General features: G+C 44.3%; 25 protein-coding genes. 19 read left to right on the forward strand and 6 right to left on the reverse strand.

The window, feature by feature from the left end; all coding sequences use genetic code 11:
- Positions 1 to 42: 42 nt before the first annotated feature.
- Positions 43 to 1,056 (forward strand): acyltransferase, encoded by a 1,014-nt coding sequence (locus tag ACQEXP_RS18850; RefSeq protein WP_331418005.1) that lies wholly within the window; start codon positions 43 to 45, stop codon positions 1,054 to 1,056.
- Here ACQEXP_RS18850 and ACQEXP_RS18855 read toward each other — a convergent pair.
- Positions 1,053 to 1,382, reverse strand: a complete 330-nt coding sequence (locus tag ACQEXP_RS18855) for a DUF2500 domain-containing protein (protein ID WP_138972190.1) — start codon at positions 1,380 to 1,382, stop codon at positions 1,053 to 1,055. The genes ACQEXP_RS18850 and ACQEXP_RS18855 overlap by 4 nt on opposite strands.
- 267 nt (positions 1,383 to 1,649) lie before the next feature.
- Between ACQEXP_RS18855 and ACQEXP_RS18860 the strand changes: the two genes are divergently transcribed.
- The 4 genes from ACQEXP_RS18860 (at position 1,650) to ACQEXP_RS18875 (ending at position 4,581) form a co-directional block, all read left to right on the forward strand.
- Positions 1,650 to 2,015 (forward strand): DUF4145 domain-containing protein, encoded by a 366-nt coding sequence (locus ACQEXP_RS18860; RefSeq protein WP_138972189.1) that lies wholly within the window; start codon positions 1,650 to 1,652, stop codon positions 2,013 to 2,015.
- Positions 2,016 to 2,952: 937 nt separating this feature from the next.
- Positions 2,953 to 3,576 carry a lysoplasmalogenase gene (locus tag ACQEXP_RS18865; protein ID WP_426971234.1) on the forward strand — a complete coding sequence of 208 codons (624 nt, stop codon included), beginning with the start codon at positions 2,953 to 2,955 and terminating at the stop codon, positions 3,574 to 3,576.
- Between the two features lie 66 nt (positions 3,577 to 3,642).
- Positions 3,643 to 3,879 (forward strand): YecH family metal-binding protein, encoded by a 237-nt coding sequence (locus ACQEXP_RS18870; protein ID WP_269378409.1) that lies wholly within the window; start codon positions 3,643 to 3,645, stop codon positions 3,877 to 3,879.
- Between the two features lie 117 nt (positions 3,880 to 3,996).
- On the forward strand, positions 3,997 to 4,581 hold the full coding sequence (locus tag ACQEXP_RS18875) for a YhgN family NAAT transporter (protein ID WP_138971298.1): 585 nt from the start codon (positions 3,997 to 3,999) through the stop codon (positions 4,579 to 4,581).
- Positions 4,582 to 4,645: 64 nt separating this feature from the next.
- Here the strand turns inward: ACQEXP_RS18875 and ACQEXP_RS18880 are convergent, their stop codons facing one another.
- Positions 4,646 to 4,912 carry a DUF1145 domain-containing protein gene (locus ACQEXP_RS18880; RefSeq protein WP_138971299.1) on the reverse strand — a complete coding sequence of 89 codons (267 nt, stop codon included), beginning with the start codon at positions 4,910 to 4,912 and terminating at the stop codon, positions 4,646 to 4,648.
- A gap of 10 nt (positions 4,913 to 4,922) precedes the next feature.
- On the reverse strand, positions 4,923 to 5,525 hold the full coding sequence (gene rsmD, locus ACQEXP_RS18885) for a 16S rRNA (guanine(966)-N(2))-methyltransferase RsmD (protein WP_426971244.1): 603 nt from the start codon (positions 5,523 to 5,525) through the stop codon (positions 4,923 to 4,925).
- Positions 5,526 to 5,734: 209 nt separating this feature from the next.
- On the opposite strand from rsmD, the gene ftsY reads away from it, so the two are divergent.
- The 6 genes from ftsY to glpG all read left to right on the forward strand — a co-directional run bounded on the left by ftsY (position 5,735) and on the right by glpG (position 11,235).
- Positions 5,735 to 6,931, forward strand: a complete 1,197-nt coding sequence (ftsY, locus tag ACQEXP_RS18890) for a signal recognition particle-docking protein FtsY (protein ID WP_426971235.1) — start codon at positions 5,735 to 5,737, stop codon at positions 6,929 to 6,931.
- A gap of 48 nt (positions 6,932 to 6,979) precedes the next feature.
- A complete protein-coding gene (gene ftsE, locus ACQEXP_RS18895; protein WP_138971301.1) occupies positions 6,980 to 7,654 on the forward strand; it encodes a cell division ATP-binding protein FtsE in 675 nt (224 codons plus the stop codon).
- The gene (ftsX, locus tag ACQEXP_RS18900; protein ID WP_426971236.1) at positions 7,644 to 8,612 is read left to right on the forward strand and encodes a permease-like cell division protein FtsX; all 969 of its coding nucleotides are present in this window, start codon (positions 7,644 to 7,646) and stop codon (positions 8,610 to 8,612) included. The genes ftsE and ftsX overlap by 11 nt, the downstream gene beginning before the upstream one ends.
- Before the next feature lie 182 nt (positions 8,613 to 8,794).
- A complete protein-coding gene (gene rpoH, locus ACQEXP_RS18905) occupies positions 8,795 to 9,652 on the forward strand; it encodes an RNA polymerase sigma factor RpoH (protein ID WP_138971303.1) in 858 nt (285 codons plus the stop codon).
- A gap of 415 nt (positions 9,653 to 10,067) precedes the next feature.
- Positions 10,068 to 10,394 carry a thiosulfate sulfurtransferase GlpE gene (glpE, locus tag ACQEXP_RS18910; RefSeq protein ID WP_269378413.1) on the forward strand — a complete coding sequence of 109 codons (327 nt, stop codon included), beginning with the start codon at positions 10,068 to 10,070 and terminating at the stop codon, positions 10,392 to 10,394.
- Positions 10,395 to 10,398: 4 nt separating this feature from the next.
- A complete protein-coding gene (glpG, locus tag ACQEXP_RS18915) occupies positions 10,399 to 11,235 on the forward strand; it encodes a rhomboid family intramembrane serine protease GlpG (protein ID WP_138971305.1) in 837 nt (278 codons plus the stop codon).
- A gap of 38 nt (positions 11,236 to 11,273) precedes the next feature.
- Here the strand turns inward: glpG and ACQEXP_RS18920 are convergent, their stop codons facing one another.
- A complete protein-coding gene (locus tag ACQEXP_RS18920; protein ID WP_269378415.1) occupies positions 11,274 to 11,681 on the reverse strand; it encodes a flagellar basal body-associated protein FliL in 408 nt (135 codons plus the stop codon).
- 165 nt (positions 11,682 to 11,846) lie between these two features.
- Between ACQEXP_RS18920 and ACQEXP_RS18925 the strand changes: the two genes are divergently transcribed.
- Together ACQEXP_RS18925 and ubiA are read left to right on the forward strand one after the other, a co-directional pair.
- Positions 11,847 to 12,386: a chorismate lyase gene (locus tag ACQEXP_RS18925; protein WP_426971237.1), complete on the forward strand. Its 540-nt coding sequence runs from the start codon at positions 11,847 to 11,849 to the stop codon at positions 12,384 to 12,386.
- A complete protein-coding gene (gene ubiA / locus ACQEXP_RS18930) occupies positions 12,387 to 13,241 on the forward strand; it encodes a 4-hydroxybenzoate octaprenyltransferase (RefSeq protein WP_269378416.1) in 855 nt (284 codons plus the stop codon).
- Between the two features lie 39 nt (positions 13,242 to 13,280).
- On the opposite strand, the gene plsB is transcribed toward ubiA, so the two are convergent.
- Positions 13,281 to 15,716 carry a glycerol-3-phosphate 1-O-acyltransferase PlsB gene (gene plsB / locus ACQEXP_RS18935; RefSeq protein WP_269378417.1) on the reverse strand — a complete coding sequence of 812 codons (2,436 nt, stop codon included), beginning with the start codon at positions 15,714 to 15,716 and terminating at the stop codon, positions 13,281 to 13,283.
- Between the two features lie 204 nt (positions 15,717 to 15,920).
- On the opposite strand from plsB, the gene ACQEXP_RS18940 reads away from it, so the two are divergent.
- From ACQEXP_RS18940 to fghA, 6 genes are all read left to right on the forward strand, one after another.
- Positions 15,921 to 16,283: a diacylglycerol kinase gene (locus ACQEXP_RS18940; protein ID WP_269378418.1), complete on the forward strand. Its 363-nt coding sequence runs from the start codon at positions 15,921 to 15,923 to the stop codon at positions 16,281 to 16,283.
- Positions 16,284 to 16,391: 108 nt separating this feature from the next.
- Positions 16,392 to 17,012, forward strand: coding sequence for a transcriptional repressor LexA (gene lexA / locus ACQEXP_RS18945; protein WP_426971238.1), 621 nt, complete (start codon positions 16,392 to 16,394; stop codon positions 17,010 to 17,012).
- Positions 17,013 to 17,100: 88 nt separating this feature from the next.
- A complete protein-coding gene (locus ACQEXP_RS18950; RefSeq protein WP_269378419.1) occupies positions 17,101 to 17,913 on the forward strand; it encodes a class I SAM-dependent methyltransferase in 813 nt (270 codons plus the stop codon).
- 41 nt (positions 17,914 to 17,954) lie between these two features.
- A complete protein-coding gene (dinF, locus tag ACQEXP_RS18955; protein ID WP_426971239.1) occupies positions 17,955 to 19,292 on the forward strand; it encodes an MATE family efflux transporter DinF in 1,338 nt (445 codons plus the stop codon).
- 203 nt (positions 19,293 to 19,495) lie between these two features.
- The gene (locus ACQEXP_RS18960; RefSeq protein ID WP_269378421.1) at positions 19,496 to 20,644 is read left to right on the forward strand and encodes an S-(hydroxymethyl)glutathione dehydrogenase/class III alcohol dehydrogenase; all 1,149 of its coding nucleotides are present in this window, start codon (positions 19,496 to 19,498) and stop codon (positions 20,642 to 20,644) included.
- Positions 20,645 to 20,728: 84 nt separating this feature from the next.
- A complete protein-coding gene (fghA, locus tag ACQEXP_RS18965; RefSeq protein WP_426971240.1) occupies positions 20,729 to 21,577 on the forward strand; it encodes an S-formylglutathione hydrolase in 849 nt (282 codons plus the stop codon).
- Positions 21,578 to 21,621: 44 nt separating this feature from the next.
- On the opposite strand, the gene sthA is transcribed toward fghA, so the two are convergent.
- A complete protein-coding gene (gene sthA / locus ACQEXP_RS18970) occupies positions 21,622 to 23,052 on the reverse strand; it encodes a Si-specific NAD(P)(+) transhydrogenase (protein ID WP_269378423.1) in 1,431 nt (476 codons plus the stop codon).
- Positions 23,053 to 23,297: the final 245 nt, after the last annotated feature.

A 23,297-nucleotide genomic window follows, 5' to 3' on the forward strand; every position in this document is an offset into this window, starting at 1 on the left:
TTTATTGCTATATTCAGTAAGTTAGATTGCAAAGGGTTAGGTATGAGAGAAAGAGTCCATTTTTTTGACTTGCTACGATGCGTAGCAGCGGTAGCGGTAATCGCAATTCATGTCCTTGCCCCTTATCGATACGAACTGGGTCTCATCCCATTTAACCAATGGGCGACGGCGGTTGGAGTCAATAGCGTAACGCGTTGGGCGGTGCCCGTTTTTATTCTTATCACAGGCGCTTTGATGCTGAGTGATAAGCGGTCATTTGACTTTAAGTACTATGTGAAACGTCGATTAGGCAAAGTGCTATTGCCTTTTATTGTCTGGTCATTGTTTTATGCATTTCTAGCAGGTTGGAGCCTGAACGGATTTGACAGTCAGCAAACTCAGTCTCTACTTGAAAACAGCCTGACACACGCTACTTATTACCATCTGGGATTTTTTTACTACTTTATCCCGCTCTATTTTGTAATTCCGTTTTTTCAGTTTGTCATTAGACAATATGGCGAGAGCTCACTCTATGCCTACGTCGCTATCTGGTTGGGTACTACGTTGCTCTACCTTACGGGGATCGATGGTGTGTGGAGCAACCAAATGTGGCTCTATAGCGGATATCTTCCTCTTGGATACTTGCTCTACCAACGCGTGCCACTAAGCAAAGAATACGTGATGATTTTCACTGTGCTTGGAGCCATTGCCCTATTTGTTACAGGCTTTATGGTCATCACCAATAGTGTAGCGGCCGAAGAATATACGGTAGGACGTTGGCTATCCTATAAAACGCTTAACGTTGTCATTGCGGCGAGCATGGTGTTTATGTTGTGCCGTTATTTTGGTGAAGGCTTATCATCCCAAGCCAATCGAGTGATTGGGTTCATTAGCAGTCATAGCTTGGGCATCTATATTTTGCATCCAATCGTTTTATGGCCGATGAAAGAGTTCGCTTGGCATCAGGGACATCCCGCTTGGGTTATCCCTGTATGGATAATCATTAGTGGTTGTGGCTCGCTTGCAATGAGCTGGCTACTGGCGAGATCGGCTTATACACGTTGGCTGTTGCCTTAACGCTTTAACGCAAAGTGGAGAAACTTGGCACCTTGATAAGTGAGCGTACCTTGATCGCCCGGATTTAAGGCATGGAAATAGTGGATACCAACCTGAAATTCACGTTTAGGACCAATTTTTCCTTTTTGAACATAGATCCAATATTCTTGGTCATCTTGGCCAGGCTTCGGATCATCAACAGTAATTGCCTGTTTATCGAGGATGGTCACTTCGACTGTTTGTTGTGGGGCATTTTCACCCTGAATGTGCTTACGGTAGAAATGGACAAATGCCCATCCACTTATAAGCGCAAAAAGGGCGATAGCAATAGAAAGAGTGAGAGGCATAGTTTTCGTCCTTTTTACTAAACGCAGTCATTTTAACGTGATTTCACTAGATAGTCTGGGCACGGCTCTTGCTGTAAAAACAAAACAGCAAGATGGAATGTTTTTTTCGAGTCATATCACATACCGCTACAGGGGAAGGGGGAGCAATTTAGTTGATTAGCTATTGATTCATTTACATAAATTAACTTGCAACTTGTAGAAAAAATGGGACAGTAGATAGAACAAGTAACAATTACCCCCTAAACTTAGTAGCGATGGAGGGAAACTATGTCTGATATTGAAAAAGTGGTCACTCGAACACGCAAGATCGAGAAGCTTCTTCGGACGCAATATCATGCAGACGGTAAGGGACTGCATCAGCTTATTACCAGTTGTGAAGAAAGACTTCCTCACGATGTAATAGGTAAGCTGAGATATATCGCAACGATACGCAATAAAATCGTGCATGAAGAAGATTACAAACTAGATAGTCGCAAAGAGTTTCTAGCCGCTTGTGATGAATGTGAAAAAGAGCTGACACCTAGGAGTAGCCGTTTCATCTGGAGAGCAGCTATAACCTTGATGACCTTAATCACTCTTGCGGCATTATTGTTCTATTATGCTCATTGGGACGTGTTGTCGAAGCATTTGTAGAGTAATTGCTAAAAACCACCTTTATTTTCTAAGTGTTAAACTTAGACATACAGAGTGTTTTTGAATCAAAGTGATGGTTTAAAACCCAATAAAAACAAAAAGGGACGCATTAGCGTCCCTTTTTGTTTTTAATAATTTCTTAGTACATCATCGGCAGTGTCATTAGGCCTACGACTACTGCGATCATTACAAGTCCTTGTTTTTGTGAAGAAGAAATCATAGCACTGCTCCTTTAAATTGATGTTTAACAATGTATGACTAACAATAGCAGTGTTTTGATGGTTAGATCAAGTGATTTGATCGCTAGTCCTTAAAAAAGATACTTTTCTATCGTTGTTTTCGATGAATTGCGAAGGTTAATTTGTTTTTTGATAGTTTTGTAACCGCTCAAAATGCCAGCTAATAGCTTTGTTTTTGTTTTGTAAGTTATTGATTTTTAATGTTTGGTGTTGTTTTTTCTCATTGGGTGAGATGACTTTTCCTATACTTTTGGTTGGTTCGTCATGTCATTGTTAGGGATGGTCAAAAGTTTGTTTTAAGTTTCTATCTGACTGTGTTTTGGCGCTCAGTCTAAAAATCATACTGGTCGATTTGGCTGGTTTATATGAGAAAACTTCATGTTTTGAATGAGTGTGATTTCTGTATTTTTAGTTAAGTTATTGATTTTTAATGATTTGACTTTGGGGTAAAAAATGTGCCACGTTTGGTTCTTATTTTTAACTGCGATTGGTCGATCTGAAGCGCGCTAGATAAAGATATAATGAAATTCTCATCCATTGAGAACATTATGAGCAAAAAGCAATAATGATGGTGATTCACACAAGTCGGCTTGCTTGACGGCGAGAAGTATTATCGAGATCCAAATTTTGCCCTTCTACGGTAGACATCTTGACGACTCTGCCTACACTAGCACCTCAAATTTTCTTGAGGTGTTCGAATGTGGAGCTGGCTATCTGTTGCTCTTTCGGGATATATCAGTATTTCTGCGAGTGAAAGTAATCACGTAAGACAAGCAGCGATGTTTAAAACAATGTCGTTGCTTATGTTGTTGGTCATGCTCTGGAGTCAAAATGCTCTAGTTGGCATCGATGCGTGGTGGGTATCACTTGGTTTGCTCGTTTCTATGGCGGCGGATTGGCTCTATCTTGTAAAGCGTCACCTAAAGTTGTGTTTTGTCGGCTTTATCAGCGCCCAGCTCTGCTATGGCGCCTCTTTTTGGGTGAAGTTGTCAGGTGATATCGTGTGGTGGTTACCTGCAATGTTATTAGGCGTTGCAATCGTGAGCTTCTTTCTTCTACTGCCCAAAATTGATCGACTCATTTTCCCTGTCGTTATGATGGGAATCGCACTGTTACAGCTCAATTGGGCTGCCGGTGAAGTGTGGTTGCTTAATGGCGGCATTGCCAATGGTTTAGGTTTCGTTGGAACAGTGACGTTAACATTATCGGCAGTGCTACTCGCAATCAGTGATTACCGTCCCTCAATGTATCGGGGACGTTACCTTGTCTCTGGTAGTTATCTCCTTGCTCACTCACTTATAACGGCTTCTCTGATTATTTAAAATCAAAGAAAATATTGATGAAGCCTGTATTCTTGATGGGTCTATTACCTTTAGTGAGGAAGTTTCATGACAACCGAAATTCATGCCCATAACGTTCTAAACTTATTGCGAGAGCAGCCTATGTCTAAATCAGACTTAGAGCAGGCGGTAAGTGAAGCATTTGGTGAGCAAGCTCGTTTTCGTACATGTAAGTGCAATGGATTTACGCTGGAAACCCTACTCGAGTTTTTTATCGAGCGCGAGAAAGTGATCGTACAAGATGGTATCTGGATGGTGAATGCAGAGAGAGTGTGCAGTCATTAATTATGACTCGATACCACCGTTAAGATAATTTCTGTCAATGTCTCCAAATCGTCTGGTGAGCTTGTTATACTTCGCCGAATTTTTAGTGCTTGATATATAACGTTTTGGAGACCTTTTATGGACATTCTTTCCGCCGCGACCATGCTGTTTCTAATCATGGACCCGCTTGGCAATCTTCCTATTGTCCTATCGATCCTAAAACATCTCGATCCCAAGCGCAGACGTAAAGTGCTTATTCGCGAGTTGATTTTTGCGCTTGCGATTCTGATGCTGTTCTTGTTTGCAGGTAAGACGATTCTTAACTTCTTGCACGTCCAGCCTGAAACGTTAAGCATTTCAGGTGGTATCATCCTATTTATTATTGCAATTAAGATGATATTTCCTAGTGCAGGTAGTATTACTGGCCTAGCCGCGGGTGAGGAACCCTTTATCGTGCCGATGGCTATACCGATGATTGCAGGGCCATCAGTTATTGCTGCTCTATTGCTGCTTTCAAGTCAGTACCCGAACAACTTACTTGAGCTTTCTGCTGCTGTGTTGCTCGCGTGGAGCGTGACCTTCTTTATTCTGATGTTCTACAGTTTCTTCCACCGTATATTGGGAGAACGTGGTCTAAAAGCGATAGAGCGTTTAATGGGCTTGCTACTGATCATGATCTCTACCCAGATGTTCTTAGATGGTGTGAAGAGTTATCTTGCTTAGCGTTGAAACGTAAAAATAAAAATGCCGCTCTATTTGGAGCGGCATTTTTTTGTTTCTGGAATGATTAGGTCATGTGCTTACGACGAATATCAAGTAGGGCGAAGATACCAAAGATCAGTATTGACCATTTTTCCCAGCTGCTCATTTTAATTTTGTCGCCAAATGCGCCAATGAAAATCGCCATTTGCAAACCATGCATAATGAACAGGAATGCTGTCATGATGTAGAGCGCGATGGCTGCTTTGCCAGGAAACGGCATAAAGAAGTTAACGATTAGAATAAACCAGACAAAGCCTATTGCGGCTTTGGCCAGAAGAATCAGTGCTTTCATCAAAATTTCCTTATTGATCTGCTTGTCTTTTGAATAGTCGATAGCTGACCTGACCAGCTGTTTTCTCACGGTGTAAGTGCCAGTGAGCAGGGATGGAGTCAAGGCTCAATTCTTTTTCAGTCTCGACATAAATCATAGCGTCATCCGCTAACCAGCCATTACTTTCAAGTAGGGCAACGGTTTCATCCAGTAAGCCTTTGCGAAATGGCGGATCAATAAACACGACATGATGAGGTGTGCCCGGCTGTTTAAGAAAGCTAATGGCATCTGTGTTATGAGCTGTCAGATTGCTAGCATTTAATGAAGCAATGTTTTTCTCAATTTGTTTAAACGCGTTAGGGTTTAACTCGATAAGTGTCACCATCTCTGCTTGGCGTGAAGCTGCTTCAAAACCGAGTCCACCAGAGCCGGCGAACAGATCGAGGCATTTAGCGCGGGGAACATCTTGAGCAATCCAGTTAAACAGTGTTTCTTTGACGCGATCTGTTGTTGGTCTTAGTCCTTCGGCATCATGAACAGGCAGTTTTCTTCCTCTCCATAAGCCGCTAATAATACGAACAAAGCCGGTTGAAGGCTTTTTTTGTGATGTGTTTTGCTGGCGACGTCTTACCATAGATTTTTTGACCGCTAATAAAGTGATACTATAGCCAGTCGCTCTGCTGTTGAGCGCTAACATACAGCCCAAATTTGTTGATGACAAAGTGTATACCAACACTCTGGCAGTGAAAACTTTTCACTTTGTTGTCATTTTTCTTTTTTCAGCGTGGATAATGCCCGCAGAAAAAAGTCTGAGTTAATTAAGACGATCTAGGATAGCCCCAGATGACGGAAAAAAAGAAGCGCGGATTACTCTCTTGGCTTGGCTTTGGTGATGAAGAACAAGCAAAACAACCCGCAGAAGAACAACAAACAACGACTGACGAACAACAAGATGAGCAGCAAGCCGTTGTTGACGAACCAATCGAAGACAAAAAGGCTGAACTAGCAGAAGCAGAAGCAGAAGCAGAAGCAGAAGCAGAAGCAATAGTTGAACCTGTTGAAGAGCTCGAAACGCCACAAGCGGTTGAACCTCGTGTCGTGGAACAGGAAAAACCGACGGAAAGTTTCTTTGCACGTTTGAAACGCAGCCTTGCACGAACCAAAGCCAATATTGGTGCTGGCTTCTTTGGTTTGTTCAAAGGTAAGCAGATTGATGATGATCTGTTTGAAGAGCTGGAAGAACAGCTTCTTATTGCCGATGTGGGTATGGATACCACATTAAAAATCATTGAAAACCTAACAGAAAAAGCATCACGTCAGGAACTAAAAGACGGTGAAGCACTCTATGGACTTCTAAAAGAAGAAATGGCAGAGATCTTGTCGAATGTCGAGAAACCGCTAGAAGTAGACAGTTCTAAAGCGCCTTACGTGATCTTAATGGTTGGCGTGAATGGTGTAGGTAAAACAACGACGATCGGTAAACTGGCTAAACAGTTCCAAGCTGAAGGGAAAAAAGTGATGCTTGCGGCAGGGGATACGTTCCGTGCTGCGGCAGTAGAACAACTTCAAGTTTGGGGTGAGCGAAACAATGTACCCGTAGTCGCACAGCACACTGGCGCAGATAGTGCCTCAGTGATCTACGACGCGATAGAGTCCGCTAAAGCGAAAGGTGTAGATGTGGTGATTGCTGATACAGCAGGTCGCTTACAGAATAAATCTAACTTGATGGAAGAGCTGCGTAAGATCGTCCGCGTAATGCAAAAGATTGATGGCTCAGCTCCTCATGAAATCATGTTGACCTTAGATGCAGGTACTGGTCAAAACGCGATTAGCCAGGCTAAGTTGTTTAGTGATGTTGCACCGCTTACAGGTATCACCTTGACTAAGTTGGATGGTACTGCAAAAGGTGGTGTGATCTTCGCACTCGCTGACCAGTTCCAGATTCCAATTCGTTACATTGGGGTAGGTGAAGGTATCGATGATCTACGTCCATTTGAAACTCAAGAGTTCATTGACGCTCTATTCAGTCGTGAAGACTAGAGTAAACACAAAGACCAATTGAAGAAACTCAGTTAAGAGGGATTTCGGGTGATAAAATTTCAGCAAGTGAGTAAGGCTTACCGTGGTGGTCGACAGGCTTTACAGAAGGTCGATTTTCATCTTCGTAGAGGTGAGATGGCCTTTCTTGGTGGTCATTCAGGTGCCGGTAAAAGTACTCTGCTTAAATTGATTTGTGCCATTGAGCGACCAACTGATGGAAAAATCAGTTTCAATGACCACGACATTACTCGAATCCCTAATAAAGACATCCCATTTTTGCGTCGCAACATTGGTATTGTGTTTCAGGATCATCGCTTGTTGATGGACCGAACTGTCTACGACAATGTTGCGTTGCCGATGCGAATTGAATCCATCTCTGAAAATGAGATCAAACGTCGTGTCTCGGCAGCCTTGGATAAGACAGGTCTGCTAGATAAAGCCAAGTGCTTACCGAGCCAACTGTCCGGTGGTGAACAACAGCGAGTCGGTATAGCACGTGCGGTGGTCAATCGTCCTACTCTGTTACTTGCAGATGAACCCACGGGTAATCTCGACCCTGAGTTATCTAATCGAGTATTGAAACTGTTTGAAGAGTTTAACCGTGCCGGAGTGACGATCCTACTGGCTACGCACGATATTGGGTTAGTAAATACTCGCCCACAATACCGTCATCTTGAATTAAACCAAGGTTTTCTCAGTGAGGTAGAAGACTATGGCCATTAATGCTCGTAATAAAAGCGCTAAAGCATCACGAACGAACAATCGCGTTAAGAAAGACAACTTTTTTGCTGTCCATTTCAAGCAAGCCAAAGCTTCGTTAGGTGAGTTTTGGTTAAGACCAATGGGCAACATCTTAACCTTGGCAGTTATCTCTATGGCATTGGCCATGCCATCGGCTCTTTACTTGCTGGGTAAGAATATCTCTGCGGCATCGAGCAATGTTACCAGCCCATCGCAAGTAAGTGCTTACATAAAAGAGAACACTCCTGAAGCTAGAATCATGGTGCTAAAAGACCAGATCGAAAGCATGGAGGATGTGGCTGAAGTGAACTACATCTCACCTCAGCAGGGATTAGATGATTTAAGTCAGTATTCAGGCTTTGAACATGCCTTGAGCTTGCTTGATGATTATGCACTACCCGGTGTGTTGGTCATCACGCCAAGTAAAGATGATAATCAAATGATAAAGCAACTTGTTCAGCGTATTAGTGATGAAGAGGGCATTACTGATGTTCGTTTGGATGAGGACTGGCTCGCTCGCTTAGATGCGATTAAGAACCTCGTTAGCGGGATTGTCATTACCCTATCTCTGCTGATGCTTGCCTCTGTATTCTTAATTGTCGGCAACACTCTACGTTTTAATGTGTTAGCGAATAAAGAAGAGATCCAGACAATGAAGCTGATCGGTGCAACGAACAGCTACATTTTACGCCCTTATCTCTACTCTGGCATGTGGTTTGGTTTACTCGGAGCGGTTAGCGCGTGGATTTTGACTGCGATAATCACAGTTTTGCTTAATAGCAGTGTGGAGAAATTGGCCCTTCTGTATGATAGTCACTTCAGATTAGTTGGCCTTAGCTGGGATGAGTCGCTACTGCTAGTGATGCTTGGAACCTTCTTAGGTTGCCTAGCCGCTAAGGTCTCTGCGCAGCGCCACTTAAAAGAGATCGAGCCAGTTTAATTTGAACCGATTGACTTTGTGGTGGTCATACTATTGAAAAAGTAGACGCTACCGTGTACTTTTTCCCTTGTATAGACATTTTGTTTATGCATAATTACTTTCGCAGCTTGAAACCTGTTCATTTTAGGTTCAAGATTGATGGGTTAAAAAATACTCCAGATCAGAGATTGATGAGGAAATGAATGACTAACCAAGCATATCCAATGGCAGTAGTTACGCAAGATAGCTTAGATAGCTACATCCGTTCAGTAAACAGCTACCCAATGCTGACGGCTGATGAGGAACGTGAACTGGCTGAGAGACTGCATTACGACGGTGAAATTGAGGCCGCAAAAGGTTTGATCCTTTCGCACCTTCGCTTTGTCGTGCACGTCGCTCGTGGTTATTCTGGTTATGGCCTACCAATGGCTGACCTTGTTCAAGAAGGCAATATCGGTTTGATGAAAGCGGTTAAACGTTTTAACCCTGAAGTCGGCGTTCGCCTTGTCTCCTTTGCCGTTCATTGGATTAAAGCTGAAATCCATGAATACGTTCTGCGTAACTGGCGAATTGTTAAAATCGCTACAACTAAAGCTCAGCGTAAACTGTTCTTCAATCTACGTAAGTCTAAAAAGCGTTTAGGTTGGTTTAATAACGGTGAAGTAGAGACTGTAGCAAGAGAACTCGGTGTCGAGCCTTCAGAAGTTCGTGAAATGGAATCTCGTCTAGCTGCGCAAGATGCGGCATTTGAGATGCCAATGGATGAAGATGACTCAAGTAACTCATACACAGCTCCAATGGTGTATCTCGAAGATAAAGCGTCTGACGTTGCAGACAACATTGAAGCGGCTAACTGGGAAGCGCATACCAACAATCGCTTGAGCTTAGCACTTAAATCTCTAGATGAACGTAGTCAGCACATTGTTCGTTCACGTTGGCTTGATGATAATAAGTCTACTCTGCAAGAACTCGCGGAAACTTACAGCGTATCTGCAGAGCGTATTCGCCAGCTAGAGAAGAATGCGATGAAAAAACTGAAAGCGGCAGTTGGCGAATTTTAATTACTCGCACGACAGCTAATAAATTGGTAAAGCCGAGGTCTTAGGATCTCGGCTTTTTTATTTGTGATCGCTTTCTAAAATTATGCATTGCCAAGATGATCGTTATGGTTTGAGTAGCCTGTGGGTAAGTCTGTGGTAAATTTCTTTGCTATCTGTCAGAAAGCAGGGTGAATCAAGTCATTTGAGCATGATTTGCGGTGGGGATAATTTTTTCTTTACTCACAATCAAATAAGGATCATCACTACATATTGTGGATCCATCTTCAATGAAACACTTTATCAACGCAATCCACAGATTTATCCACAACTGGTGAATTTATGATCACGGGTGGATAACCTTACTTCTCCCGTGTACTTGTTGAGCACTGGATAGGTTACAATGACGCTTGATAATAATGATGAAAAGAGAAAGTTTATGGACCAGTACAAACATATCGATGTCAATAGCGCACAAAGCCTTATGGAACAAGGTGAAGCTCGTATGGTCGATATTCGTGACCCGCAATCTTTTGCCGTCGCACATGCTCAAGATGCCTTCCATTTAACCAACGACACTATGGTGGCGTTTATGGATAGCGTGGAATTTGAGCAGCCAGTTTTGGTGATGTGTTACCACGGCATCAGTAGCCAAGGTGCGGCGCAGTATTTAGTTAACCAAGGCTTTGAGCAGGTGTATAGTGTGGATGGTGGCTTCGAAGCCTGGCAGCGAGCTCAACTGCCCACTGAATCAAATTTAGGATAGCGATATGCATAAACTCATCTCTCTCAACCATCCGAGAATGGCACAGGCATTTATTGATTACATGGCGTCTCGCCAAATTGATATCAAAATGATGCCAGAGGGGGAGGGGCAGTTCGCATTATGGCTAACCGATAGCCAGCATCAAGTCGAAGCGGAAGCTGAACTCCAGCAATTTCTAGATAATCCTAACGCGAGTAAGTACCAAGCGGCTTCTTGGGATATGGCTGAGACTCGTCAAAACCACTTTAAGTACCAATCACCAAGTATGTTGGCGATGGTCAAAGCCAAAGCAGGTCCGCTAACGCTCTTGGTTATGGCGTCATGTATAGCGATTTTTGTTCTACAACAGTTTGGAGCCGGTAATGCCGTTTTTGCAGCGCTTCATTTCCCGGCATTTTCAGGTCAAGAGTGGCAAATCTGGCGGTGGTTTAGCCATGCGCTGCTCCATTTCTCTGTCATGCATATTGCGTTTAATTTGCTGTGGTGGTGGCAGCTCGGTGGCGATATTGAACAAAAGCTGGGCTCTGGCAAGGTTCTGCAACTGTTTTTGCTATCCGCGGCACTATCAGGCATTGGCCAATTCTGGGTTGAAGGTGCGAATTTCGGTGGTTTATCTGGCGTAGTGTATGCGTTGGTGGGATATCTATGGGTAGTGGGTTATAAAGCCCCGCAATTGGGTCTGGGGATGCCAAAGCCCGTCATCGGATTTATGCTTGTTTGGTTAGTTCTCGGGTTTGTTCAGCCTTTTATGGCGATAGCCAATACGGCTCATCTTGTAGGTCTACTATCTGGTGTGCTGATGGGAGCGGTGGATGCTGGGCGGGCTAATTCTCGCAGATAAAGAAAACGGCGTATGCACGCCGTCCATCCTTAGACGACTTACTGATAGAGATATTTTGTGAAGAGCAGATCGGCGATGATTGTTTTGCCTGTTTCTGGCAGTAGAGTCGCGTTGAGTTGTTCGACCAAGGTTTTACGTAAATCTTCACGTCCTGCTAATGACGTGATGGTCTCTTCAGACTGCTTCCCTAATAGCTCAATTACAGCATCGCGAATTAAGGGTTGATGTAATTCAATCACTGCAAGATCCGCTTGACTGGCAACCATGATGTCGATTCGAACCTGTATATAACCCAACTTTTTACCTTTAGTGAAAAAATTGGTGGTTAAATCAGGTTCAAGGGTGAAATAAGCCAGTTTGGGGACGCCTTCTTCTTCCGCTATCGCAGGGAGACTGATCAACAGACTCCAAGCGACAAAAATTTGGGCTAGGTAACGTTTAATCATATTTATAACTTTTCTTTCTTCCAATCACGATACTCGAATCGCCAGAGTCTTGTTACAATAGAGCATCTATTTGTAATGAAAATGCGTTAAGCACTCGTTGTGGTGGTTAACATCAGAGATCGAAGCTTTATTGTACGCTGATAAGGCTACTTATTGAATACTAGTATGAATCAATCGACTGCGCTTTATTTATCTGCGTTACGCCAAGTTGAATGGCAGGATCCAGAGTATTTTAGCTTCCCTACACAAAGTGCAAAAAAGTGGTTGCTAGAACAGGGCTCATTGTCACGTTTATTAGAGTCTTATTGCCAATCTTTAACTGTCGACTTACTGCACAACAAGATTGTCAAAGCAGAAAAACTGAACTCACAAGAAATTACGCTTCTCGCTCAAGAAGAGTGCTTGTTGCGCAAGGTTGTTCTCAAAGGCGATGGCTGCGCTTGGGTTATTGGGAGAACGTTAATCCCTTATTCATCAATGTTGGAGCAAGAGTATGACTTGGCTCAGCAAGGAGAAATCCCCCTTGGACTTACGGTATTTAGTGCCAGCAATGTCAAACGGGACGCCTTGCAGGTTGGGGTTGTCGAAGTTGATGAACAACTCTTACTCGCTCGACGCTCACGGTTGTGGATGAATCACAAACCATTGTTAGTTGCAGAACTATTTTTGCCTACAGCGCCTATCTACTCAGGGGAGAGTGTTTGAATGACGGCGGATAAAGCGGTGGCTTATTGGCAACTTATGCGTATGGATAAGCCGATTGGAACCTTGTTGCTATTGTGGCCAACACTTTGGGCGTTGATTATTTCTGCTCAAGGGATGCCAAGTCTAAAGGTTCTACTGGTTTTTGTATTGGGCGTTATTTTTATGCGTGCGGCGGGTTGTGTGATTAATGACTTTGCTGATCGCAAGGTTGACGGCCATGTTAAGCGCACCAAACAGAGACCTTTGCCTTCTGGTCGAGTGACATCAAAGGAAGCTTTGGCTCTCTTTGCTCTCTTGGCCGTCAGTTCATTTGCTTTAGTGTTGAGTATGAATGCGCTGACTATTCAGCTCTCTTTCGTCGGTATTGTTCTTGCCTTCATCTATCCCTTCATGAAGCGTTTTACTCACTTGCCACAGCTCTTTCTTGGACTAGCGTTTAGTTGGTCGATTCCGATGGCATGGGCCGCACAAGCGAATGAAGTACCAGTGATGGTTTGGTTTATATTCGCTATTAATGCACTGTGGACGATTGCTTACGATACTCAGTATGCGATGGTTGATAGAGATGATGACCTTAAGATTGGTATCAAGTCGACGGCAATCCTGTTTGGACGATTTGATAAGATGGTGATCGGTTTCCTTCAGCTCGTCACCTTGGTGATGCTGATGTTTGTTGGCACTTGGTATCAACTTGGATCTAGCTACTACTGGAGTCTGCTGGTGGTCGGGGCTCTGTTTGTGTTCCAGCAGCATCTTATTCGCCACCGTGATCGTGACCTTTGCTTCAGAGCCTTCTTAAATAACAACTATGTCGGAATGGTCATCACCATAGGGCTATTTATCGCATTTTGGTAAAAGAAAGGGCATCCACTGGATGCCCTTTTTATTGTCACTTTATTTGTTTTCTGCGGTTTGGCAGATGCTTTCTCTGATGGTCAAACGTACTTCAGGATAAAGCATAGAGTAGAGAAGGCTCGCAAGAGCTTGGCTTTTCTCTATGTCACAGTTGCCATCCACATCAAGATACGCTTGTTGTTTTAGGGTTGTGAACAGTGCCGAGAACACACCTTTATCGAAAAATTCTGGTGCGTTGATTCCGTGCAGGCGACCTAGGCGTTGAGCAATGTCCTGACTCTTCTGCTCAAGATCTGATTTACCTAAATCAGGGCTAGCAACTAATAAATTTAGAGCGATTGCGTAGCGTTGCAGTGTTTCAGTAATCGTGCGTCCAAGCAGCACAAGCACTTGGGTATTCGCTTGATTGATCGCGACGTTTTGTTCGCTATCGATCGTAACGAGTCCCTGATGTGCAAGTTCTTCAATGTAGGATTCCGTTAGCTCATCCAATTTTTCCTGTTCAATGCTCAGGAAAAGCTCCTGCTTGAGGAATGGATAAACCAAGGCGACATTCTGCTTGATCTGCTTAAGCGAAAGTTTTTGATGGCGAACCAACATCTGAGCGATAAGCGATGGCAGAGCGAGCAAATGAATTATGTTATTTCGATAGTAAGTCATCAAGATCGATTGATTACGATCCAGTGACACAATCTCACCCATGCTGTCTGACTCGATAATAAACTTATCGAGTGACTCGGCATGCTTGACCAATGCTTCTGCACTATCTTCCGGCACTGTATAGGTTGTCGAGTATGGAACGTTTTTTAAGATCGACAAGTAGCAGTCAATTTGGCTAACTAGATTGTCACGAGAGAGTGCTCGCTGACGAGAAGCCAATAATGCTGTCGCACACAGAGTTAGGGCATTGGTTGCCGCCGCGTCGTTGATATGTGTCATCATCTTAGTCGCGAGATCATTCACCACAGGGTTTAGCCACTGAGGTTTACTGCTGCCCATGGCATCGATATCTTTGGTCCACTCAGGGGCTTTTTCATTCAAGTACTGATTAAGCGGAATTGGCTCACCAAAGTTGACATAGCCTTGGCCAAAGTTGCGTAGTTTACGGATTGTGCGTAACACTAGGCCAGCGTTCTCTTTTTCTTTGCGCTTTCCGCGTAACTCTTTAGCGTAAGTGCCCACTTCCATTACATGCTCATAACCAATATAGACTGGCACCAGCGTTACTGGTCGGTTCAGGCCACGTAGCATTGCTTGGATAGTCATCGCCAGCATGCCAGTTTTTGCTTGTAGCAAACGACCTGTGCGTGAACGACCGCCTTCACTGAAATATTCTACGGAGTAACCTTTGGCGAAAAGTTCTGCCAAGTACTCGCGGAAGATGGTGGAATATAGCTTATTACCCTTAAAGCTACGGCGAATAAAGAAAGCGCCACCGCGACGGAAGATAGGCCCTGCTGGGAAGAAGTTTAGGTTAATGCCTGCTGCGATATGCGGCGGCACCATGCCTTCACGGTACAGTACGTAGGACAGCAGTAAATAGTCCATATGGCTTCGGTGACAAGGAACATAAACAATTTCATGTCCGTCTTGAGCCAGTTTTCGCACCGTAGCGGCGTTGGTAATGTTTAAACCTTGGTAGATACGGTTCCAAAGCCAGCCAAGCAGGCGCTCGCCATTCTTAATTAGTGAGTATGAGAAGTCTGCGGCGATCTCATCCATAATGGCGTGCGCTTCTTTACGCGCTTTCTCAATAGAGATGTTCTTTGATTTGGCTTCGTCTTCGATGGCCTTCTCAATGGCTTTAGATTTCATCAGACGATCAAATAATGCCTGACGACTTGGCAGATTAGGGCCTGATGCAGCGAGCTTTTGACGCGAAAAGTGAATACGCGCTACGCGGGCAAGTTTGTGTGCGATTGAAGCATCCGTACCGTGCGAGTCCGCCATGTAGCGAAGCGAAACTACCGGGCTAATACGTACCAAGCAATCACGACCTGCGAACAAAACCGCTTTCGCTTTTTGTGGCCCATTGAGTGACTGGAGATAAGGCTTTTGTTGTGACTCTTTACCCGGTTTACGGCCCCAAAGAACAGTGGTCGGAATGACTTGAACATCGAGCTCTGAATCAAACTTATGCAGTTCCAGCAGATCGGAGAATAGAGTGATCGATTCGTTTGGTACATCTTGATCGTTGCCCATGACGGTTTGTCGGGCTGAGGTAAACACATAGCGGTTAAACTGTTTACCATTAATTTCTACAGGCTCAAGGGGATCAGGTAGACCCAGCGCAATGACTTGTTTTTGCAGTGCAAGCAAGTCGACACCTGAGCGATACGGCAAAGCGTAAATAATCGGCTTGTTAATATCGATGCTATGATCTTCAATAGGGTTTGAAGGAATTGTTGTCCCTTTAACCAGCACTGACATAGGCAGCTTTAGCAAGGAACGCGATAACATTCGTCCAGAAGACATAAGGTTCTTAGCCTCAAAAATAGATGATTTGCATAAGCACATTTCCAGTTCTGTAACTATAGAAGTGGGGATGTGCCCAAGCGTGTATTTTTATAGGCGGCAAGGATAACAGAAACTGGTCGAACCTTTTACTTATTATTGATTATGAAAACATCAATTTTTGCGCCCATAGCTCGATTAAATAAATAGCAAAGAGAGAGAAGCTTGCAACCTAAAACCACTCATGGATTAAAACGACTCAAAAACGCGACACGCTATTCCTGTCAGGGGCTCAAGGCGGCGTTTAAAAATGAACCTGCATTTCGTGAAGAAATATTACTGGCAGCCTTGATGATTCCAGTCGCTATTTTGTTAGGAGAGAACCAGTGGCAAAGGATTCTGCTGATTGCAACTGTCGTGCTGGTTTTGATCGCAGAACTGTTTAACAGTGCCATTGAGGCCGTCGTAGATAGAATCGGAACAGAGCAACATGAAATGGCGGGCTTAGCAAAAGATTTAGGCTCAGCAGCAGTAATGGTGACCATGTTGTTAACGGGTTATGTATGGTTAGACATTCTGTTCTTTTAAGCAGAACGGGGTGACCATGCTAACTTACTAAAAAACAATCAATTGGCTTTTCATTTCGCCAAATACTGGATATACTCACAGTTAACTGTATAAAAAGACAGGTGACTTATGAAGCCGTTAACGCCCCGCCAACAACAAGTTTTTGACCTCATCAAGAGTAAAATTGATGACACTGGTATGCCACCGACGCGCGCCGAAATTGCACGCGAACTTGGTTTCCGTTCAGCAAATGCTGCTGAAGAACATTTAAAAGCCCTTGCGCGTAAGCAAGCGATTGAGATTATTCCAGGGGCTTCTCGCGGTATCCGTATCTTGTTAGAAGACGTGGCTAATGATGATCAGGGTCTACCACTGATTGGTCAGGTGGCTGCAGGGGAACCTATCCTTGCTCAAGAGCATGTAGAGACGCACTACCAAGTTGATCCTAGTATGTTTAAGCCGCAAGCCGATTTCTTGCTTCGTGTTAATGGCGAGAGTATGAAAGATATCGGTATTATGGATGGCGATTTACTTGCTGTTCATAAGACTCAAGATGTGCGTGATGGGCAAGTTGTTGTGGCTCGAGTGGACGATGACGTGACAGTAAAGCGTTTAGAACGCAAAGGCTCTACGGTTCTGCTTCACGCAGAGAACGAAGAGTTTGAGCCGATCAAAGTGGATTTAACTTGTCAGCAATTGACCATCGAAGGTTTGGCTGTCGGCATTATCCGCAATACAGATTGGATGTAATGACTCTTCTTGAGAGTTATTCTCACTTGTTGATTTTGTAATTGATATTCATTATCATCTAAATTCTGGCTACGGAAGGAAGATGATAATGGCCGTCAATCACGCATCAACGAAACATCGCTATCAGATCCCGACAAATTTACTGCAACCATTATGGCTTCGTAGCCGAGAAAGCTTGGTTGACAATGGATTGGTCTATGACCCTATCGCTGCGCGTGCGTGCCAGCGTTGTCATCTTGCCCCCGACTGTTTTTCTGGTGATATTGACCAAAAACAGCTGCTTCATGTCACGCTAACTCAATTGTGTGATCAGCAAGTCTCTGATTTTATAAGACGTAATCCAGATGGTTGGATTGTGAATGTGGGTGCCGGTCTCGATACTCGTTTTTACCGCGTCGATAATGGCCGATGCCACTGGCTAGAACTCGATGTGACTGAAAATCTACTTTGGCGCCAGAAACTGTTTCATGCGAGTGAACGTTACCACCACATTTGCGGTAGCGTCGATGAGCTGAGTTGGCTGGAACAGTTACCTATTCCTGAAAAAACACCAGTCCTGATTGTGTGTGAACATGCCTTGCTTGATTGTAATGCGCAGCAAATCGCGAAGTTTGTTCAAGCTCTAGGTTGTCACTTTGACTCTGCCCGCGCCTGTATGGTTCTTGCGGGAGATCTCACTCAGTCCAAACTAGGTCAAAAGCTAGGGGCTGTTCACTATGCTCATGGGTATAGTGATCCTGGCGAGGCATTACTTGGCTACTTGCCATGGGCTCGCTGGGCAAAAACCTATTCACCACTCGAAAGAGACTGCGGACGCTGGAAACTGTGGCACCGCTGGATCACCAAGCTCAGTTTTATAAAGCAGAGATTAACACCAGTAGTGGTTCAGCTTCGCTGGTGATCTCGCTACACTTGTCACTCTGATGTTTATAGAGTGATAACGTGCAAATACTCCAGATCCTATCCAATCGCGCCATCCATAAACAAGTATTGCTGCTTGCTATTCCTATGGTGCTTTCCAATATCACCGTCCCTTTATTGGGATTGGTGGATGCTGCTGTCATCGGCCACTTAGAACATGCTTGGTATTTGGGAGGTGTTGCGTTAGGCAGCACGATGATCAGTGTGACTTTCTGGCTACTCGGTTTTCTGAGAATGTCGACGACGGGGCTCACTGCTCAAGCCTATGGAGCGAAAAGCGCTCACCAATTGGGCTTGGTTTTCAGTCAAGGTATGAGTATGGCCTTGATGTTTGCTTCGCTATTTCTCTTATTTCATCAATTTGTCGCTGAGTGGATATTTAGTTTTAGTGATGCCAGCGAGCAGGTTAAGCAATATGGTGCTCAGTACTTTGCTGTGCGCGCCTGGAGTGCCCCAGCTGCGCTGGTCAACTTTGTGATATTAGGCTGGCTGCTAGGAACCCAAAATGCCAAAGCACCTATGTGGATGGTGATCATTGCTAATGTGGTGAATATCGTGCTCGACGTGCTGTTTGTGATCGGTTTGGGCTGGAAAGTTGAGGGTGCGGCGCTGGCCTCCGTCATTGCCGATTACACAGGGATGAGTTTTGGTCTCTATTGTGTGTGGCGTAAGTGGCGATCTGAACGTTTACCGCCTGTGTGGGTACTGCTCAAAGACACCACTCAAGGTTTAGCGCGTTTTGTTAAACTCAATCGCGATATCTTCCTTCGCTCACTATGCCTGCAAGCTGCATTTACTTTTATGACCTTTCAAGGGGCAAGCTTTGGTGATGAAATTGTCGCGGCTAATGCGGTTTTGATGAGTTTCCTAATGATAATTTCGTATGGTATGGATGGTTTCGCTTATGCGATGGAGGCGATGGTCGGCAAAGCGATTGGTGCAAAAGACAAACAGCAGTTGAGCCATTCTTTACTCGGAACCTTCTTTTGGAGCTTTGTGATCTGCTTTTTGCTGACAGTCGTGTTTGCTGTCGCTGGATCGAGCTTGATCGGAATGATCACAGACATCCCTCAGGTACAGACTATTGCTCTTGAATACTTACCTTGGTTAATCGCGATGCCAATGGTTTCTATGTGGTGTTTCTTACTCGATGGCGTTTTTATCGGTGCAACCAAAGGGGCAGAGATGAGAAATAGCATGTTTGTTTCGACCTGTACTTTCTTTGTGGTGTTCTATCTGCTGGCTTACCTAGAGAATCATGCACTATGGTTGGCTATGTTGAGTTTCATGGCCGTAAGGGGAATTTCGCTTGCATTGATATTAATTAATCAGTGGCGACAAAACAGATTCCTCGCTTAATGATTGCTTGCCGGGCTTAGTGCTCGGCTTTTTGTATTGACGCACCATTATTACTTATATGTAAAAATCATTTTCAAAATGACTGGATTATCATTGTCGTTGAAATGCCTAAAATAACTTCCAACAAAACGACGCAGCATTGAGACGCAAGCTCAACTACGCTTATTGCGTCATAACAAATCCCTACCTTGAAGGAAAACCCAATGGCACTTGAACTGAAACCTGGTCAAACTCATATCAAATCGAAAGCGATGGTTGCATGGGCAGCTGGCGCACCACTAAAAATGGAAGAAGTTGATGTTCAACTTCCAAAAGCGGGTGAAGTACTTGTTCGTATTGTGGCGACGGGTGTATGTCACACAGACGCTTTTACTTTGTCTGGTGACGATCCAGAAGGCATCTTCCCTTCAATCCTCGGCCACGAAGGTGGTGGTATTGTTGAGATGGTGGGCGAGGGTGTAACCAGCGTTGAAGTGGGTGATCATGTTATTCCACTATACACAGCGGAATGTGGTGAATGTAAGTTCTGTAAATCAGGTAAAACTAACCTATGTCAGGCTGTTCGTGAAACTCAAGGAAAGGGTTTGATGCCTGACGGTACAAGTCGTTTCTCAATTAATGGTGAAACAATTTTCCACTACATGGGTTGCTCTACTTTTTCTGAGTACACCGTACTGCCAGAAATTTCACTGGCTAAAGTTAACAAAGAAGCACCACTTGAAGAGGTGTGTCTACTGGGTTGTGGCGTCACAACGGGTATGGGTGCCGTCTTAAACACCGCTAAGGTTGAGCAGGGCGATACTGTGGCTATCTTTGGGCTTGGTGGTATTGGTTTATCGGCGGTCATTGGTGCTCGTATGGCTGGTGCAAGCCGCATCATTGGCGTTGATATCAATGAAAGTAAGTTCGAGTTAGCAAAACAATTAGGTGCGACCGATTGTATTAACCCGCAAAAGTTTGATAAGCCAATTCAAGAAGTTATCGTTGAAATGACGGATGGCGGTGTCGACTACTCATTTGAGTGTATTGGTAATGTCAACGTTATGCGCCAAGCACTAGAGTGCTGCCACAAAGGCTGGGGTGAATCAGTGATTATTGGTGTCGCTGGTGCTGGGCAAGAGATCTCAACTCGCCCATTCCAGTTGGTTACTGGTCGAGTATGGCGTGGTTCCGCATTTGGTGGTGTGAAAGGTCGTTCAGAGTTACCTGAAATTGTTGAACGCTACATGGCTGGTGAGTTCGGTCTGCAAGAATTCATTACTCATACGATGGGTTTACAAGATGTGAACGAAGCATTTGAACTCATGCACAGAGGTGAGTCTATTCGTACTGTACTTCACATGGATAGATAACGTTTCACGCTTAAATTTTAACGCCCTGAAACAGGGGCGTTAACTTTCTAATTTACCAAAATCGCTTTTCCCCATGAGGTTGTTATGACCATTGAGAATATTAGCCAAGCCAAAGTATTCGGTGGTTGGCACAAACAATACACACATCAGTCTGTTCGACTGAACTGCGCAATGCGTTTTGCGATTTTTTTACCACCGAAAGCGTCGAAGAGTAGTCCCGTCCCTGTGCTCTATTGGCTTTCTGGATTGACGTGTACAGATGAAAACTTCATGCAAAAAGCGGGAGCATTTCGTCGTGCAGCAGAGTTAGGCATAGCGATTGTTGCGCCAGATACCAGTCCACGCGGTGACGATGTTGCTGATGATGAGGGGTATGACCTTGGTAAGGGGGCGGGCTTCTATCTCAATGCAACACAAGAGCCTTGGTCTCGCCACTATCATATGTACGATTATGTGGTTGATGAGCTGCCTGCTTTGATTGAAGCAAATTTTCCCATATCTAAAGAGCGTTCTATTTTTGGTCATAGCATGGGGGGACACGGTGCGTTGACTATTGGTTTGAAGAACAGTGAGAAATATCGCTCGATTTCAGCGTTTAGCCCGATCAGTAACCCGATGCAATCACCTTGGGGGCAGAAAGCGTTTAATGCTTATCTTGGTAATGACTTCGAAACATGGAGACAGTACGATGCGAGTGAGTTGCTTAAACAGGCGAAGTCTAAGTTGCCGATTCTGGTTGATCAGGGTGATGCAGATAGCTTTTTAGTCGAACAGCTTAAACCAGAAGTTCTGATTGCTGCGGCACAAGAGCATGGTTCAGATGTCGAGGTTCGTCTTCAACCGGGTTATGACCATAGTTACTACTTCATATCCAGCTTTATTGATGAGCACATTGATTTCCATGCTTCTTACCTTATTCAGAAGCATAACTAAATATTTAAGCCTGCATACAATGCAGGCTTAATTCGTTTGAGTGCTTAGAACAATCGGTTTAAACCATTGAGAGCGGCAACTCGGTACGCTTCCGCCATGGTTGGATAGTTAAAGGTGGTGTTGACGAAGTACTCAATCGTATTCGCTTCGCCTTTCTGTTCCATGATGGCTTGACCGATGTGAATGATTTCAGCGGCACGCTCACCAAAACAGTGAATACCCAAGATCTCTTTGGTTTCGCGATGGAATAGAATCTTTAAGCTACCAATATCTTTCCCAGCAATTTGCGCACGAGCTAGGTGTTTGAATGATGAACGTCCAACCTCATACGGAACTTTGGCCGCCGTCAGCTCTTGTTCAGTTTTACCTACTGAACTGATCTCTGGAATGGTGTAGATACCGGTTGGAATATCATCAATCAAATGACCTTCTGCTTGGCCTTTCGTTATTGCTTGAGCAACAAAACGACCTTGGTCGTAGGCGGCACTGGCTAGGCTAGGGTAACCAATCACGTCACCAACAGCATAGATGTGTTCCACTTCAGTCTGATAGTTGCCATCAACCTTAAGTTGACCGCGAGAGTCTGCCACTAGACCAACCGCTGAAAGATTGAGTTTATCCGTGTTACCAGTACGACCATTCGCGTAAAGGATACAGTCTGCTCGCATCTTCTTACCTGATTCCAAGTGAACGATGACACCATCTTCGGTTCCTTCGATTTTTTCGAAGGTCTCATCGTTACGTATCACGACACCACTATTCCAGAAGTGATAAGAGAGCGCATCAGACACTTCATTATCAAGGAAAGAAAGTAGGCGATCTCGGGTGTTAATTAGGTCAGTTTTAACCCCTAATCCACGGAAAATCGATGCGTACTCACAACCGATCACACCAGCACCATAGATAATGATATGGCGAGGGTCATGCTTTAGGTTAAGGATTGAGTCGCTGTCGTAAATGCGTTCATGCATGAAATCGACATTATCTGGTTGATATGGACGAGAGCCCGTCGCAATAACAAATCGATCTGCACTGTAGGTTTCTTCAGTACCGTCACTTTGCATTACCGCTATCGTGTACTTATCGATGAAACGAGCGCTGCCGAAAATCAACGTACACTGATTGCGGTCGTAAAAGCCTTGGCGTAAACGCGTCTGTTTATCGATAACAGATTTTGCATGACCAAGGATATTGGAAAACGTTGAGTGTAAGCTGGTGTTATTGTGGCAGAACAGAGGGTTGTTGTTGAATTCTATGATACGACTAACTGCATGACGCAGCGCCTTAGAAGGGATGGTTCCCCAGTGAGTACAACCACCACCTACACTGCTTTCCTTTTCTACAATGGCTACATTTAATCCCGCTTTGGTTAATCCCATCGCTGCCCCTTCACCACCGGGACCACTACCAATAACGATTACATCAAAGTGGTTATTCTCCGCCATAGCTTTTTCCTTGTTATATAGTCTTAACATTGCTGTAGCGAGATTTTAACTGATTCCTCAAGGGCGTAAAAGAAAAGCGCACTAGAGAGTCGGTGAGATCACGTAGAATCAAGTAAATAGATTAAAGGGTATGTCGTATGTCTCTAATTAAGGGCGAAAAGATTGAAAATTTGGCCTAACTCGGTTTAATTGCCACTCGGTTGTCAAAGCGAGAGATTATGGGTTATTTCCTTAAGCCAATCGTTGTATATTAAAGGCTACCGTTGAAAGAAAAA

This window comes from Vibrio sp. TRT 1302, from assembly GCF_050113875.1.
GTDB lineage: Bacteria > Pseudomonadota > Gammaproteobacteria > Enterobacterales > Vibrionaceae > Vibrio.